Source organism: Plantibacter auratus (assembly GCF_050587365.1).
Lineage (GTDB): Bacteria > Actinomycetota > Actinomycetes > Actinomycetales > Microbacteriaceae > Plantibacter > Plantibacter auratus.
The window spans coordinates 872,223-887,157 of record NZ_JBOBFV010000002.1; the positions used below are offsets into that span (position 1 = coordinate 872,223).

The following is a 14,935-nucleotide window of genomic DNA, read 5'->3' on the forward strand; positions in this document are numbered from 1 at the left end:
ACCCACCGACGCGCGCGTGCACCGTTCCGCGACCCGGACGTCCTTGTCTCAGGACTCCTCCGGCACGCCGCCCTGCTCCCCGAGCGACGCGCCGGAGTTCTCCTGAGAACGGTCCGGTCGGTCAGACGGTGGTGGCGACGGGCTCCAGCCGGTGGATCGCCTCCACGAGCGGTGCGAGTTCCGGGAGCGACTCCGCGGTGGAGAGCGACTCCTCGAGGGCGCGATCGTGCACCGGTCGGGCCTCCTCGAGCAGCGCCTTCCCGGCCGCCGTGAGCTCGGTGTAGACCCCTCGGCGATCGTCGGCGCACAGGACGCGGGTGAGGAGCGCGCGGTCCTCGAGGCGGTTGACGAGCCGGGTGGTGGCGCTCGGCGACAGGGCCGTCGCACGGGCGAGCTGCTGCATGCGCATGTGCCAGCCGTCCTGGCGCCCCAGGGCGTCGAGCACGGTGTACTCGACCACGGAGAGCCGGGCCTCGGCCTGCAGCGCGCGTTCCAGATCGGACTCGATCGATCCGTACAGGGCGGCGAGCGTCCGCCACCCCTGCGCGCGGATCTCAACAGCGTCGTCGGCGATGCCCATCGGGACTCCTCGGTTCGAACATCGATCAATTGATTGCAGGCGCACATAGTTGCTTGCGCTATTACCTAGCGCGTGCAACGATATCTATCGCGCGTCTGCAACTATCAGCGTACGCGCCCCGGCTGCAGGCCACCAGCACTCTCCCCACGACCCCCAGGAATCGCAGGAATCGTCATGCCACTCGGTCTCATCGCCCTCGCCCTCGGCGGCTTCGGCATCGGCCTCACGGAGTTCGTCATCATGGGGCTGTTGCCCGAGGTGGCGGCCGACTTCGGCGTCTCGGAGGCCGCAGCCGGCTGGCTCATCTCCGGCTACGCCCTGGCCGTCGTCGTCGGGGCGCTCGCCCTCACCGCGGCGGTCACCCGACTGCCGAAGAAGCCCGTCCTGCTGGCCCTGATGGTGCTCTTCGTCGTCGGCAACCTCGTCTCCGCACTCGCCGGCGACTACCAGATCATGCTCGCCGGCCGCATCCTCGCCGCCCTCAGCCACGGAGCGTTCTTCGGTATCGGCTCGGTCCTGGCGGCGGCGATGGTCCCCGCCCACAAACAGGCCGGCGCGATCGCGATCATGTTCACCGGCCTCACCGCGGCGAACGTGCTCGGCGTCCCGTTCGGCACGCTGCTCGGCCAGCACTTCGGCTGGCGCTCGACCTTCTGGGCCATCACGGTGATCGGGGTCGTCGCCTTCATCGGCATCCTGGCACTCGTGCCGAAGCCGAAGCGTGACGACGCCCCGGCGTCGCTCCTCGCCGAGCTGCGCGCGTTCCGCTCCGGCCAGGTCTGGCTCTCGATCGCTGTCACGGTCCTCGGCTACGGCGGCATGTTCGGTGCGTTCACCTACATCGCGTACACACTCACGGAGGTCAGCGGCTTCGCCTCGACCACGGTGCCGTGGCTCCTCATCCTCTTCGGCGTCGGGCTCCTGGTCGGCAACATCGTGGGTGGCAAGGCGGCCGACCGGAACATCGACCGGACGCTCATCGTCGTCATCGCGGTACTGAGCGTGATCCTGGTCGCCTTCGCCGCGACCGCACAGTCGCCCGTCGCCACCGTGATCGCCCTCGTCCTCATGGGCGGCTTCGGGTTCGCGACCGTCCCCGCGCTGCAGATGCGGGTCATGCGGTACGCGTCGGCCGCTCCCACGCTCGCCTCGGGAGCGAACATCGCCGCGTTCAACCTCGGGAACGCGCTCGGCGCCTGGCTCGGCGGCGTCACGATCACCGCCGGCCTCGGCTACACCTCGCCGATCTGGGCCGGTGCGGCCATCACCCTGCTCGGCCTGATCGTCATCATCGGTGCGGCCACCGCCGCGAAGTGCTCCCGTCGTCGTCCACAACTCCTGCAGGACGAGCCCGCCGACGCCGCCCGCCAGGAGATCCCGCACCCCGCGTGAGCCGCCCGCGAATCCAGCGGGAGTTGTGGACGAATCGCATCGACACCGCAGCCACCCAGAGACGGTGGCATCGCTCGAGGGACGCCCGATTACACTGGCGTCAGGAGGACGACGCTATGACTTTGGACACTGCACAGGACCGACGGCAGCGGGCGATCGAAGACGCTCGCCGATCCTCAGAGCTCGAGGGATCACAGAGCACCCCCGCGACGCGGGCTGACCAGGATGCCTACGTCCGAGGCGAGATCGACATCGCGCAGCTCGGCCAACGGGTGCGTTCGCGCTACGGTCTCGATTGACCATCGAGCGTCCCTGGGAGCTGGGGGATGCAGCATGTCGTTGGCTCGGTTACTTATGGGGGCCTGACTCAGGGGTCCTCCGAAACACGCTGGGGATCGTCGACGCGGAACAGCTCCAAGCCGCCGAGGACGACCTCGTCGAGTATCGCCTCGCCGAACTCCGCGCCGATCCGACGCTCGTGAAACGGACCTACGACCTCAGCCACGTGCAAGCACTGCATCGCCAGCTCTTCCAAGACGTCTACGAATGGGCCGGTGAACTTCGCACCGTCGGACTTGCGCGAGATGGTGGCGAGTCCTTCACGCCTCCGGCGGAGATCGGCCGCCCCGTAGCCCACGCGGCTCAACGGATAGCGGATTCGGACCTCCTCCGCGGAGTCACCGACGATCACCTCGCCGCCGAAGTCGCCTATCTCTACGACTACATGAACTTCGCGCATCCGTTTCGTGAAGGGAACGGCCGAACGCAACGCGAGTTCTTCGCGCAGCTGCTCGCTGAGTCGGGGCGCGGTCTCGAGTGGGGTCGGGTCGAGCGCGAGGACTTGCACGCGGCCTGTCATGCGGCGAGAAACAATGGCGACGACTCCAAGCTCGTTGCGATCTTCACGCGGATTCTCACCTGCGAACCGATCTCCTGAGCCGACGGGCAGCGGGAGCGGGAGCGCCACACCGTCGACTACCGTGGGCGGATGAGCCGAACCCCTCGCCCCAGTGACACCATGATCGCGGTCGCCGAGCACTGGGCGGCCGAGCGACCGGCGATGCAGCCCGGCAGCCCGACCATCACGATGCTCGGAGCGGGCACGGCGAACGAGGTCGCAGCGGTCGAACTCGACGGCGGCGAGCGCGTCATCGTGAAGCTCTCCCCCGCGGACGCGGCCGGCCTCACCTACGAGCGGTCCCTCATGGCGACCGAGGCGCTCGCCCTCCGCATCCTCGGCCGTGCGGAGGTGCCGCAGCCGGAGATCGTCTTCGAGGCGACGCTCGACGGACGCGACGCCCTCGTGATGACCGAACTCACCGGCCGACCGGCGAACAGCACCGAGACCGTCCCCCTCGCCCGCGACGTCCTCGGCCGCACGCTCGCCCGTCTGCACGAGGCGGGTCGCACGCCGTTCCACGTGGAACCAGACGACGTCGACATCCCGGCGGAGGCCGCGTCCATCGATTCGGCGACCGGCCTCGCCGAGGGGAACCGATTCGGCTACCCCTTCCGCCCGGAGCTTCAGGCGGCCAGTGCCGCGGACGCCTACCGGCTCGTCGTGGAGGCCGTCCTCGCCGATGCCCTGCGGTTCGAGGTCGACCTTCCGGTCGCGGCGGACGAGATCCGACACCTGATCGACACCGCGCTGCCGGCCTTCGACAGCGTGACGGAGCCGACGCTCGTCCACTTCGACCTCTGGGAGGGCAACCTCCTCGTCATGCCCGAACACGGGGCGGAGGCCGCCCAACTGACCGGCGTCATCGACCATGAGCGCGCGCACTGGGCCGACCCCACCGCCGACCTCGTCTCCCTGGCGCTCTTCACCGACGTGCCGGAGACGGTCGCCGCCGACTCGGAACTCCTCCGCGCCTACCGCGAGACGTCCGGCCGCGAGCTCCTGCCCGATGAGGACGCCCGGACCCGCGCGCGCCTGTGGTCGCTGTACCTCGCGCTCGTCATGGTGGTCGAAGGCGTCCCGCGTGGCTACGAGGGCGACTGGTTCGACGAACACGACGCGTCGGTGCGCACGTGGATCGGTGACATCGCGGCCTCGCTCGCCTGAGCCGCGCGACTCTCCGGTCCCTGAGCTGACCTCCTCCGGTCCCTGGGCTGACCTCCTCCGGTCCCTGAGCTGACCTCCTCCGGTCCCTGAGCTTGTCGAAGGGCGGTCGGGGCACTTCGACAAGCTCAGTGACCGGGGTGGGGGCTCAGTGACCGGGAGTCGTGCGCAGCGGCAGTTGCGCGCGGACGAACCCGCGCGGCTAGACTGGTCGGCTCGCCAGGCGGTGGGCGGCCCGGCGCGAACCAGCGCGGGCCCGTTCGGGAGCGATCGGCTCCCTGGGGAGTGCGCACCATGGGCTACATCGACGTCAGCGACCTCAGCTACACGCTGAGCGACGGACGGACGCTGCTGGACGAGGTCTCGTTCCGCGTCGGCGAAGGGGCGATCGCCGCGCTCATCGGAGCGAACGGCGCCGGCAAGACGACGCTGCTGCGGATCATCCGCGGCGAGCTCCAGCCCGACTCCGGGGTCGTCTCCATCGACGGCGGCCTCGGCGTGATGGACCAGTTCGTCGGTCGCGGCGACGATGACCGGACGGTCCGGGACCTCCTCGTCCAGGTCGCGCCTCCGCGGGTCCGCGCGGCGGCAGAGGCGGTCGACCGCGCCGAGCTCGCCCTCATGGAGGACGACGTCGAGGCGACCCAGATGGCCTACGCGACGACGCTCGCCGAGTACGCCGACGCCGGCGGGTACGACCAGGAGGTGCTCTGGGACAGCTGCTGCGAGGCGGCACTCGGGGTGCCCTACGACCGCGCGCAGTGGCGGACGCTTGGAACGCTGTCGGGCGGCGAGCAGAAGCGGCTCGTCCTGGAGGCCCTGTTCCGCGGCCCTGAGCAGGTCCTCCTCCTCGACGAGCCCGACAACTCGCTCGACGTCCCGACGAAGCGCTGGCTCGAGGGGATGCTCGCCGAGACCCGCAAGACGGTCCTCCTCGTCTCGCACGACCGCGAGCTCCTGGCAGAGGCGGCGACCCGCATCATCACCCTCGAGGTCGGCGCGGCCGGCAGCACGACGTGGACCCATGGCGCGAGCTTCCGCAGCTACCACGAGGCCCGCGACGCCCGCCTCGACCGACTCGACGAACTCCGCCGGCGCTGGGACGAGGACCGCGTGAAGCTGCGCGCACTCGTGCTGCGTCTGCGCGAGCAGGCCAAGTTCAACGACTCCATGGCCTCCCGCTACCGGGCCGCGCAGACCCGACTCGCCAAGTTCGAGGAGGCCGGACCACCGGAGGAGCGGCCGAAGGACCAGCAGGTCACGATGCGTCTCCGCGGCGCACGCACGGGCCGCCGCGCGATCGTCTGCACGGGGCTGGAACTGACCGGCCTCATGCAGCCGTTCGACGCGGAGATCTGGTTCGGCGAGCGCATCGGCGTCCTCGGTTCGAACGGTTCGGGCAAGTCGCACTTCCTCCGGCTGCTCGCCGGCGGTGGGACGGATCCCGATCCGGGCGCGGGGCACCTCGCCGCAGTTGGCGACGCACTCGTCCCGGTCGCGCACGACGGCCATTCCAAGCTCGGCGCGCGCGTGCAACCGGGGTGGTTCGCACAGTCGCACCGGCACCCCGAACTCGTCGGCCGGACCCTGCTCGACATCTTGCACCGCGGCGACGAGCACCGGTCGGGTCTCCCCCGCGAGGCCGCCAGCCGCGTGCTCGACCGCTACGGGCTGGCGGGCGCGGCCGAGCAGCCGTTCGAATCCCTCTCGGGCGGACAGCAGGCGCGCCTGCAGATCCTCCTGCTCGAACTCTCCGGTGCCACGCTGCTGCTGCTCGACGAGCCGACCGACAACCTGGACCTCGTCTCGGCGGAGGCGCTCGAGCAGGGTCTGGCGGGTTTCGAGGGCACGGTGATCGCGGTCACCCACGACCGCTGGTTCGCGCGCGGCTTCGACCGCTTCCTCGTCTTCGGCTCCGACGGCCGGGTGCAGGCCTCCGACGCGCCCGTCTGGGAGGAGACCCGCGTCGACCGCGCGCGATAGCGGGTGTCGCCGCAGTTTCGCCGCGCAGGAGGAAGACTGAGGCGACACCCCCTGCACGTGTGGCGACCTTGGTCAACCCACCGTGATCCACAGGCGCGTTCCATACGCTTGCAGCAACAACCCGATCCCGGAGGTGATGGTCATGCAGTACAGCATCGCCATCGGCCGCGTTTCGTACGACATCGAGTCGGGTGTCGACATCTCGGCACTGATGAGCGAGATTGAGTCCGCCGTCCAAGCCGGTGGTCGCTTCGTCCACGTCCCGCTCTCCGCAGATCGCAACCTGGACGTCCTGGTCAGCCCGGGCCTGCAGGTGACCGTGGAATCCTTCGCGAACCGGGCGCTGGAGATCGTTCCCGCCATCGAGACGGAGAAGCTGTCGGGTCTCGACGAGTACGACGAGTTCGGCGACTTCTGAGCCGAACGGCCGGCGGCTAGGAGCCGAGCGTCGTGCTCGGATACTCGCCGAAGCGGTTGGTGTACGAGGCGGAGAACCGCCCGAGGTGCGCGAACCCCCACCGGCTTGCGACCTCCGCGACCGTGGCCAGCCCGGGGTCGGCCTTCTGCAGTTCCTCTTGCACCCGGTCGAGCCTGACCCGTCGCAGGTAGTCGATCGCGGTGATGTCGTGCTCCCGACGGAACGCGCTCTGGAGGCTGCGCTGGCTCATGCCGACCGCTTCGGCAACGTCCTCCGTGCGGATCGGGAGGTGGGCGTTGGCGATCATGAACTCGATGGCCGCGCGGGTCTTCCCGGCGTCCGGCAGGCCGATCTCCACCGGCGCGTGCAGGGCCGTGTGCGGGAACGTCTCGAGGAGCGCGATCGCCGCCGACCGGTTCGCCTCGGCGCGGAGGACGGCCGGACTCGTGTCGTCGTAGATGACCCTGGCGACGGTCGTCACCGAGGCGGCCCAGCGACGGAGCTGTTCACCCGTCGGGCGGGCCGTCGTGTCGAAGAGGATCGGCCCGCTCGTCCCCTCCACTTCGGCCGCCACACGCTCCAGGAACCCGCCGTCGAAGTGCATGAGGTTCTGCCGGTAGTCGGTGAAGTCGAACTCGGCGAGTCGGTCGTTCGCGAACATCGCCGGCTGCCCGTGCACGAGCTGCATCGGTGCGCCGGCGAGGTCGGTGGCCCCACTGCCCGCCGTCAGCCACGAGACGATGTACTCGCCCTCGGTGAGCACCGTTCCGGTGACGCGTCCGGTGAACTGGGTGGCGCGCAGGGTCAGCTCGTCGTCGCCGATCGCGGTGTACCGGAAGGTGAACGCCGATTCGGTGGGTTCGATGATCATCGAGCCGGCGTTGTACGCGCCGGCAAACAGATCGCGAGCCTCATCGACGTCGCGGCCTGCGACCTCGGACCGCTCCGCGGGTCCCGTTTCTTCGCTCATCGCTCATAGAATCTCACGGCGGCGCCCGGCTGTCATCCCGTAGCGGGTCGTTTCCGGCCCGAGCAGACCACTCGATGTCAGGCGGTCCCTTGCAGGAAGCCGTGTTCCGCACCCAGGACCTCGGTGAGCGCGGACGACGCCATGCGGGCGAACCGCGGGAGGACCGTGGTCTCGTGGACGGCGGTCGGGCGCTCGGACCAGACGGTCACCACGATGAGGCCGCCTTCGGTACGGAGCGACCAGGCGACGATGTGATTCGCCGGAACCCGGACGGTGTCGCCGTCGACGTCGAGGCTGAGGGACGTCCGACTGAGGGACAGCCCGCCCTCCGCGTCCAAGCTGGCGTGCGAGGTCTGGAACACGATGTCCGTGCGGTCGATCAGGCGACGTGAGGCTCGCGCGTCGTCCAGGTCGAGGAAGTCGGGCGCGCTCTGGAGACCGGTGGTCACGGTGGCACCCCCAACTGGTGTTTCAGAGACGTCCGACGGCCGGAGCGCGTCGAGACGATGGTCGGTCAGTTGCCGCCGACCGTTCGGATTTACGCTGCGGACTCGACGCGCTTCGCGGCGCCGGCTGCCGGCTCGGGGACGACGCGCATGCCCTTGGCGCTGTTGGCCTGCTCGAGGAGCGCGGCCAACCATTCGCGGTTGAGTTCGGGGGCACGGCTGCCGTAGAACGAGAACTGGAGGGGGATCATCGGGTTCAGCCAGAGCGACTGACGTCCGGTTCCACGGCCGGGAACGGCTTCGAGGTGGAACGCGAAGCTCTCGTTGCGGCGGAACTTCGTGAAGATGACCGTCTGCAGGTGAGCGAGCAGTCGGTCTTCGATCTCGTGCGGGGTCGGAGGGGTTCCGTAGAGGAGGTTTCCCATGAGGCGCGCCATCCGTTCTGTTTCGGTGCCGGGCTGGTTCCCGGCGCCGTTGCTAACGCTAGATCTTCTAGCGATCCCCCGCTCTGACCTATCCGAAATGCGTCGGGTATTGCTCGGAACCGGGTCGGCGTCCAGGCTGCACTCAGCTGCCGAAGGCCCAGGCCTCGCGGTCACCGCGCAGTCGCGCGGCGAGCGCCGTCGCCTGTTCGTCGGTCAGCGAGGCGACGTAGTCGAGGATGCCGCGGGCCCGTCCGAGCCGCCCGAGGGCGCGCGGGTCACTCTGCGGTCGCTCGCTCTCGGACTCGGGGTCCGCAGGGAGCCAGTCGGGGTTGTCCGCCCGGAGTCGGAAGTAGCCGTCGGTGGCGAGTTCGACGAAGTCGAGGAGCTTCTGCGGGGCGCGCGGGCCGTCGCGGGGGTCGTCGAGCCAGCTGTCCAGTTCGGTGACGAGCACGTCGAGCACCCGGGACTGGCCTCGCTGGTAGGTGGCGAAGTCCGGCCGGTCGATGACGAACCGGGTGTGGACGAACTTCAGCACCGTGACGTCGTGCCACGCCTCGGGGAGGAGCGACACGTGGCCGGAGCGCACGTTCGGCTCCTCGACGACGAGGACGGAGCGCTGGAGGCGACCGATCCAAGACGACACGAACGATTCGATGGCGCGTTCGGTTCGGCTGGAACCGTCGAAGGGCACGGCGAGGAGTCCTTCGACGAGCTCGGTCGCGACCCGCTGGACCGACGCCCGGAAGTGCTCGTCGCTGGCGATCCACGGGTCGCGTGAGACGATCCGCCGGCGCAACAGCTCGAGCGAGTGGCCGGGTGCGCGGTTCCAGAGTTCGTCGGCGTCGAGCGCGGCGAGGGTGTGCTGGTCGCGGAGGAAGGTGCGGAACTCGACCGCGACCGCCGCCTGCTGCAGGACGCCGGCCCGATAGAAGTCGTCGAGGTCGTGCAGGGAGTAGGCGATGTCGTCGGCGACGTCCATCACGGAGCACTCGACGGTCTGCTGCCAGGGCGCGATCGCGGTGAACGCGCTGCGGGCGTCGAGCATGTCGTCGAGATCGAGGGTGTACGCGGAGAACTTCGGCGGCGCGGTCTCCCAGCGGCTGGCGGTTGACCCGCGAGGCATGCGGGTGGGGTCTGCCGGGTCGAGGTCGGGGCGGTGGATGGTGCGGCCCCAGGGGTACTTGAGCACGGCGGCGCGGGAAGCGGCCGTGAGATTGAGGCCCTCCTTCACCGTTTCGCACACGTCGAGCGCGGAGAGGATGCGGAACGACTGCGCGTTGCCCTCGAAGCCCTCCGCGAGGCCGAGCCGCTCACGTGCCAGGCGGTCGAGGACCTGTTCGCCGAGGTGGCCGAACGGTGGGTGACCGAGGTCGTGGGCGGAGGCGGCGGCCTGAACCACGACCGGGTCGCACCCGCCGAGCCGCTCGACGATGGCGTTCTGCTCGGGATCCGTCGTGGTGAGCTGCATCGCGATGGCACGGGCGACCGCGGTCACCTTGATCGAGTGCGTGAGCCGGTTGTGGACGACCTGACCGACGCCGGAGGGCGAGACGACCTGCGTCACCGCGGACAACCGCGCGAAGTACGGGGAGAACCGGATGCGCTCGAGGTCGACCCGGTACTCGGGGTACTCCTCGCCGGTCGCGAACCGGTCCACCGGCTCGGGGATGAGGCGCCGTCGCCGCTGGTCGTCGTCCATCCCCTCACTGTATTGCGCTCGCGGTGGGAGACTGCAGGGATGCATCCGATCGACCGTCTCCGAGCCGAGGTCGCCGCGCACGAGTCGAACGAGTGGGCCCACGAGCTCGGCTGGAAACCGCTCTTCGTCGCCTCCCCGGAGGCCCGCGTGCTCATCATCAGTCAGGCGCCTGGTCGTCTGGCGCAGGAGTCGGGCATCCCCTGGAACGACCCGAGTGGTGTCCTCCTCCGCTCCTGGATGGGCGTGACACCTGAGGAGTTCTACGACCCGGCGAACGTCGCGATCGTCCCGATGGACTTCTACTTCCCGGGCAAGGGGGCGAGCGGCGACCTGCCGCCTCGCCGGGACTTCGCACCGCGCTGGCATCCGCCCCTGCTCGAGCGGCTGACGGAGGTGCGCTTGACGATCCTCATCGGCGCCTACGCCCAGCGCGCCTACCTCGGACCGCGGGCCGGTCGCACCCTGACGGAGAACGTCCGTGCCGCGGAGACCCACCTCCCGCTCTTCCCGATCGTGCACCCGTCGCCGCTCGCGCGCGGCTGGCGCACCAAGAACCCCTGGTTCCAGGAGGAGACGGTGCCGCTGCTGGCCGCGCAGGTGCGGGCGGCGCTCACGGCGTGACCATAGGCTGACGAGGATGCCGGCACGCCGGCGTCTGATCGAAGGGACGAGGGGCACGTCGTGAGCGATGAACCGAGCGCTGGCGACGGACTGCGGCCGCCGGCCGAACCGCTGTCAGGGCCGAGCTCAGCCAGGGAGCCTGCCGCGTCGGCCGCTGGATCCGTGTCAGCCGCCGACCCTGCAGCAGCCGACCAGGACGGACCGGTCACCGGACGAGCGTCCGGCGTCGGCATCACGCTGCTCCTGTTCGGGCTGCTGGTGGTGAGCTGGCTCGTCCAGCTGTCCTTCGCCCTGCAGGGCGGGTTCGGGCCACCCGAGGACCGGCTGAGCGACGGCGGCTTGCTCGGCGGGTTCATGCTCGGCGCCGCGATCGCGATCGGTTCGCCCGTCCTCGTGATCATCCTTGAGGCACGGGTCCACAAGCGGACGCCGCGGCACTCGATCATCGGCGTCGTCGGCGCGGTCGTCGTGCTCGTCATCGCCGTACCGATCAACGCGATCGTCGTCGGCCTCCAGGCCGTGAGCGTCATCAGCGGAAGCTAGGGACTCTCCGCCGCCGCCGCTCCGAGCTCGTCCATCGGGACAACTCCCGACCCGTGCCACGAACGATGCAGGGGCTCACTCGGGCGGGGCGCCACATGTCATCCCACAGTTTCGGTTGACATCGATACGGCCTCGCGTACCCTTCGAAAAAAGGAGAGACCATGCCTCACTTCGCCGTCCTGATCTACACCGAAGACTCCCTTCACGCCGGAGATGCGACTGAGGAGGAACTGGCGGTTCCAGATGCCCACGGACGAGCGCTCACTGAGACTGGTTCGCTGCGGGCCGCCTACGCGTTCACTCCGCGCGATCTTGCGCGATCGATCCGCGCGTCCGGAGTGACCATCGGTCCGTTCATCGACTCTCGAGAGGTGGTCGCGGGTGTCTACATCATCGAAGCCTCGACGTTCGAGGAAGCGCTCACCATCGCTGCCACGAACCCCGAGGTTCATCGAGGAGGAGGGGTCGAGGTCCGGCTGATTCACAGTGGCGGCACCGTCGAGACGTGACGGCTTCCGGAGTCGAGCCGTCCACGAGGGGGACGAGGCGTCTATTCGAGGACTTCCCAGAGTTCGATCGGGAGTCCCTCGGGGTCGTGGATGCGGACGAATCGGCCGTATTCCGTCTCCCACTCAGTTCGACGCTCGACAACGATCCCGGCTCCCTCGAGATGCGCTGTCAGGGCATCCAAGTCGCTCACGCGAAGGTTGAGCATGAACGGCTGGTCGTGCGCGAACGACTCGCTCGTCCCCGCAACCGGCGCGAAGACGGTCATGCCGGCCTCCTGCATCCAGACGGCGTCTTCGCCCTCTGCGCCGGCTTCAAGGCCGAGATGCTCGCGGTACCACGCCGCGCGCGCCGACGGGTCATGACTGCGGAAGAACAACCCGCCGATGCCGAGAACGCCCATGGGGTGAGCTTATCGACGCGCTGAACTCCGCGGTCCCGACGCAGGCTCGAGAGCGGTGCTGCGGGACATGAGGACATACGGTGCACGTCCGCTGTCGTCCGTGATGGTCGATTGCGGTTCGAACCCAACGGCTCGCCAGAATCGCACTCCGCGCTCGTTCTGGACGTCCGGGTCGACGGTGAGTCGAGCGATGTTCCGTTCCCTTGCGCGGGCCACCATGGCATCGACCACCCGTCGACCGGTCCCCTGACCTCGCGCCGAGGGCGACAAGATGAGGTCGATCCCAGCGCAGTCAGCCCCGTCCACGTGCAGCTGGACGAGCCCGACCGCCTGCTCCTCGACGAGGACGAGATAGCACTCGACGTCGGGCAGTCGCGCCCCTAGGTACTTGGCGCGGATGAGTTCGTCGGAAAGCCGTCCCGGCCCGCCCCATCCGTGGAAGGAAGGGTCATCGAACAGGCGACGAAGCGTGATGAAGTCATCCGTGGACGCGAGTTTCAGCCTCATCGAAGCCATCATGCCCGGGGGCCAGTGAGCGTCCATCCCCGCGGGCCGCCCTTACAGACCGGCGATTTCGGCCGATCGCACGACGAAGTACACGAGGATGGCGACGAATGCCACGACGAGGACGACGGCGGTCCAGAACATCACGATGCGAAGCCGTCGTATCTGTGGAGATTCGCCGGGTCGATTCCAGGGTGCGCGAGCCATGGAGCAACCATAACGGGGGGTCGGCGAACACGTCATCGCGCTCGCTCCCGCCGACTCCCCACGCTGAGGAAGCGGCCGCTCAGGTCCTGCGGTCTCGAGTGGCATCGGGGAGGGCAGACGCCGACGCGACGGCACGAACCACCACGGCGAGTGTCGAGGAGGCCTGGGCGGTTGAGAGCGACCCGGACATGACACTTCGGGCGAGGGCGTCCCCGGCACCGACGACAGCTGCCAACGATGCACTCACGAGGGGTCCGGTCCAAGGCTCCAGCGCCTCGCGACAGATCTCGAGATACGCCTGCTCCGCGTCCGACCGCAGGGTACTCAAGGTCGTCGAACCCTGGAGAGCGGCCACGACGGCCGCAAGCTCCAACCCCTCAGCGACCCAACACTCGATGTAGGCCTCGGCGACCAGGTCGGCTACAGCATCGAGGTCCCGCGGGGCGCTCTCGAGGGCCCGGAGCAGGACGTCTCGCTGGTGGGACTCGAAGGCTCGGTAGGCCTCGGAGAACAGCCCCGACAGATCGCCGAAGTGGTCATAGGCCACGGGCTTCGTCACGCCGGCGTGCGCAGCCACCCGCGCCAGCGTGACGTCCGCGAGGTCATGCGTGCGGATGAGGTCGCGAAACGCATCGAGTAACTGCGCGTGGCGTACATCCCACGAGAGGCGACGTCTCGGCCCAGAGCTGAAGCTGTCGTCCGCGGTGGTTTCCATCCTCCGATTCTACCTACTCTTAGTAAGTTACGATTGGTAAGTAAGAGATCGAGAGGATCACCCATGACGTCACAAGACACCACCGCCGCGACCGAGAACGCATCCCACGACGATTCAGCCGCACCCACCACGCGCGTGTTCATCTTCGGGATCACGGGCAGGGTCGGCCGACTCCTGACGACCCGGCTCCGCGCCAGAGGTGTCATCGTCTCAGGCCTCACGAGGTCGTCGCTGCCGGATCCCGCCCTCGAAGCCGATGGAGTGACGACCGTCACCGGCGAGCTCGGGGTCGCCACCACGGAGGAGATCACGGCGATGACCTCGGACTGGGACGTCATCGTCTTCGCGGCAGGGTCGAACGCCGGACCCCAGAGCGTGACGGACGACATCGACGACACGGCTCTCCGGCGCGTGTCGGACTCGGTCGCTGCGACGCCGGGGAAGCGCCTCATACTGCTGTCCGTCATGCCGGAGGCTTGGCGTGAGCGGCAGCTGAACGACGACGAAGAGCACTACTTCGCCGTCAAGAAGCGGGCGGAGGTCGCGCTGACCCGCCAGCCGATCGACTGGGTCATCCTCCGCCCCTCACTGCTGACCGATGACCCGGCCCGGGGAACGGTCGCCCTGGGGCCCGCCGAACTCCACGACGAGATCACGCGCGAAGACGTGGCTGCGGTCCTCGAGGCACTCATCCTCGAGCCGAACATCAGCCGACGGATCCTGGAGCTCAACGCGGGACCGATGGCTATTGCACAGGCAGTCCGGCGCGTCGTGGACAACGAGCTGTGACAGCGTCGGACCCCGGGTGCCCTTCGATCGGAACGCCCGGGGTCACCCTGGCCGCCTACCAGGCGTAGGCCTCCGGCGCCAAACTCAGAGCACGGCGTCGATACCCGCAGCTAGCGAACGAAGTGCAACCACACAGTCATCGAGGTGAGATTGAGTCATTGGCCGAAAGTCAAGCTGAATAGAATCCCAATCTCCTTCGTGCGCGATCTGATTTCGTCGATCGTAAAGCAGCTCCAGCTGACGACGTTCCCGGTCTGTTCGGGACCCTTTCGCGAAACAATAGTTCTGCCAAACAACCACTGGGTCCCCACCCCAGGCCGTGATCGCAGCATCGATGCGACTCGGAGCGACGAGCGTCATGAAACTCAGGCGTAGTCTGATGTGACTCTCCCCCTGCGCTCCCGAAACATCCCCCGCGGACACGTTCTTCAGGAAGTTTGAAACGCGAGCACTATGAGGCGCACCTTGCAACGCGGCAGCACGAAGACGCATGGCCGCTTGCTCATGGAAATATGTGTCTATCGCGGCGACCGCCAATACTAGAGCGCTACGGCGAAGCACTGAGGCCGACGGCGGATTCGACTCATCCATTTCCTTCGCGACAGCCTCCACGTGGTCTACTTGCTCAATCAGCCGTTCGAAAACAGCAAGAGCGAATGATGCAGACATGT

The 14,935-nt window shown here is 68.5% G+C and carries 19 protein-coding genes; 10 read left to right on the forward strand and 9 right to left on the reverse strand.

Annotated elements, in window-relative coordinates; translation table 11 throughout:
* Window positions 1-121: 121 nt before the first annotated feature.
* The gene (locus ACQ3HE_RS11325) at window positions 122-580 is read right to left on the reverse strand and encodes a MarR family winged helix-turn-helix transcriptional regulator (RefSeq protein WP_430892833.1); all 459 of its coding nucleotides are present in this window, start codon (window positions 578-580) and stop codon (window positions 122-124) included.
* A gap of 174 nt (window positions 581-754) precedes the next feature.
* Between ACQ3HE_RS11325 and ACQ3HE_RS11330 the strand changes: the two genes are divergently transcribed.
* The 6 genes from ACQ3HE_RS11330 (at window position 755) to ACQ3HE_RS11355 (ending at window position 6,435) form a co-directional block, all read left to right on the forward strand.
* Window positions 755-1,972 (forward strand): MFS transporter, encoded by a 1,218-nt coding sequence (locus ACQ3HE_RS11330; protein WP_430892834.1) that lies wholly within the window; start codon window positions 755-757, stop codon window positions 1,970-1,972.
* A 116-nt stretch (window positions 1,973-2,088) separates the two neighbouring features.
* Window positions 2,089-2,271 carry an antitoxin VbhA family protein gene (locus ACQ3HE_RS11335; protein ID WP_159876653.1) on the forward strand — a complete coding sequence of 61 codons (183 nt, stop codon included), beginning with the start codon at window positions 2,089-2,091 and terminating at the stop codon, window positions 2,269-2,271.
* Window positions 2,268-2,909 carry a Fic/DOC family protein gene (locus ACQ3HE_RS11340; RefSeq protein WP_430892835.1) on the forward strand — a complete coding sequence of 214 codons (642 nt, stop codon included), beginning with the start codon at window positions 2,268-2,270 and terminating at the stop codon, window positions 2,907-2,909. Before ACQ3HE_RS11335 ends, ACQ3HE_RS11340 begins: the two co-directional genes overlap by 4 nt.
* A gap of 51 nt (window positions 2,910-2,960) precedes the next feature.
* Complete coding sequence (locus ACQ3HE_RS11345; RefSeq protein WP_430892836.1) at window positions 2,961-4,037, forward strand: phosphotransferase family protein; 1,077 nt, start codon at window positions 2,961-2,963, stop codon at window positions 4,035-4,037.
* A gap of 291 nt (window positions 4,038-4,328) precedes the next feature.
* Window positions 4,329-6,017: an ABC-F family ATP-binding cassette domain-containing protein gene (locus ACQ3HE_RS11350; protein ID WP_430892837.1), complete on the forward strand. Its 1,689-nt coding sequence runs from the start codon at window positions 4,329-4,331 to the stop codon at window positions 6,015-6,017.
* A 142-nt stretch (window positions 6,018-6,159) separates the two neighbouring features.
* Entirely contained in the window at window positions 6,160-6,435 is a 276-nt protein-coding gene (locus tag ACQ3HE_RS11355) for a hypothetical protein (protein WP_124767897.1), read from the forward strand.
* A gap of 16 nt (window positions 6,436-6,451) precedes the next feature.
* Here the strand turns inward: ACQ3HE_RS11355 and ACQ3HE_RS11360 are convergent, their stop codons facing one another.
* From ACQ3HE_RS11360 to ACQ3HE_RS11375, 4 genes are all read right to left on the reverse strand, one after another.
* Entirely contained in the window at window positions 6,452-7,405 is a 954-nt protein-coding gene (locus tag ACQ3HE_RS11360) for a helix-turn-helix transcriptional regulator (protein ID WP_430892838.1), read from the reverse strand.
* A gap of 77 nt (window positions 7,406-7,482) precedes the next feature.
* The gene (locus ACQ3HE_RS11365) at window positions 7,483-7,854 is read right to left on the reverse strand and encodes a hypothetical protein (RefSeq protein WP_159876643.1); all 372 of its coding nucleotides are present in this window, start codon (window positions 7,852-7,854) and stop codon (window positions 7,483-7,485) included.
* Window positions 7,855-7,943: 89 nt separating this feature from the next.
* A complete protein-coding gene (locus ACQ3HE_RS11370) occupies window positions 7,944-8,276 on the reverse strand; it encodes a DUF7882 family protein (protein ID WP_079706140.1) in 333 nt (110 codons plus the stop codon).
* Window positions 8,277-8,418: 142 nt separating this feature from the next.
* Window positions 8,419-9,975, reverse strand: coding sequence for a deoxyguanosinetriphosphate triphosphohydrolase family protein (locus ACQ3HE_RS11375; RefSeq protein WP_430892839.1), 1,557 nt, complete (start codon window positions 9,973-9,975; stop codon window positions 8,419-8,421).
* 39 nt (window positions 9,976-10,014) lie between these two features.
* Between ACQ3HE_RS11375 and ACQ3HE_RS11380 the strand changes: the two genes are divergently transcribed.
* The 3 genes from ACQ3HE_RS11380 (at window position 10,015) to ACQ3HE_RS11390 (ending at window position 11,648) form a co-directional block, all read left to right on the forward strand.
* Window positions 10,015-10,596: a uracil-DNA glycosylase family protein gene (locus ACQ3HE_RS11380; RefSeq protein ID WP_430892840.1), complete on the forward strand. Its 582-nt coding sequence runs from the start codon at window positions 10,015-10,017 to the stop codon at window positions 10,594-10,596.
* 60 nt (window positions 10,597-10,656) lie between these two features.
* Window positions 10,657-11,139 carry a hypothetical protein gene (locus ACQ3HE_RS11385; RefSeq protein WP_430892841.1) on the forward strand — a complete coding sequence of 161 codons (483 nt, stop codon included), beginning with the start codon at window positions 10,657-10,659 and terminating at the stop codon, window positions 11,137-11,139.
* 161 nt (window positions 11,140-11,300) lie between these two features.
* Window positions 11,301-11,648: a YciI family protein gene (locus tag ACQ3HE_RS11390; RefSeq protein ID WP_430892842.1), complete on the forward strand. Its 348-nt coding sequence runs from the start codon at window positions 11,301-11,303 to the stop codon at window positions 11,646-11,648.
* 41 nt (window positions 11,649-11,689) lie between these two features.
* Here the strand turns inward: ACQ3HE_RS11390 and ACQ3HE_RS11395 are convergent, their stop codons facing one another.
* The 3 genes from ACQ3HE_RS11395 to ACQ3HE_RS11405 form a co-directional block, all read right to left on the reverse strand.
* On the reverse strand, window positions 11,690-12,049 hold the full coding sequence (locus ACQ3HE_RS11395; protein WP_430892843.1) for a VOC family protein: 360 nt from the start codon (window positions 12,047-12,049) through the stop codon (window positions 11,690-11,692).
* A gap of 9 nt (window positions 12,050-12,058) precedes the next feature.
* Entirely contained in the window at window positions 12,059-12,556 is a 498-nt protein-coding gene (locus ACQ3HE_RS11400) for a GNAT family N-acetyltransferase (protein WP_430892844.1), read from the reverse strand.
* Window positions 12,557-12,839: 283 nt separating this feature from the next.
* On the reverse strand, window positions 12,840-13,475 hold the full coding sequence (locus ACQ3HE_RS11405) for a TetR/AcrR family transcriptional regulator (protein ID WP_430892845.1): 636 nt from the start codon (window positions 13,473-13,475) through the stop codon (window positions 12,840-12,842).
* 63 nt (window positions 13,476-13,538) lie between these two features.
* On the opposite strand from ACQ3HE_RS11405, the gene ACQ3HE_RS11410 reads away from it, so the two are divergent.
* Window positions 13,539-14,264, forward strand: a complete 726-nt coding sequence (locus ACQ3HE_RS11410; RefSeq protein WP_430892846.1) for an NAD(P)H-binding protein — start codon at window positions 13,539-13,541, stop codon at window positions 14,262-14,264.
* Between the two features lie 84 nt (window positions 14,265-14,348).
* Here the strand turns inward: ACQ3HE_RS11410 and ACQ3HE_RS11415 are convergent, their stop codons facing one another.
* Window positions 14,349-14,933: a hypothetical protein gene (locus ACQ3HE_RS11415; RefSeq protein WP_430892847.1), complete on the reverse strand. Its 585-nt coding sequence runs from the start codon at window positions 14,931-14,933 to the stop codon at window positions 14,349-14,351.
* Between the last annotated feature and the right edge of the window lie 2 nt (window positions 14,934-14,935).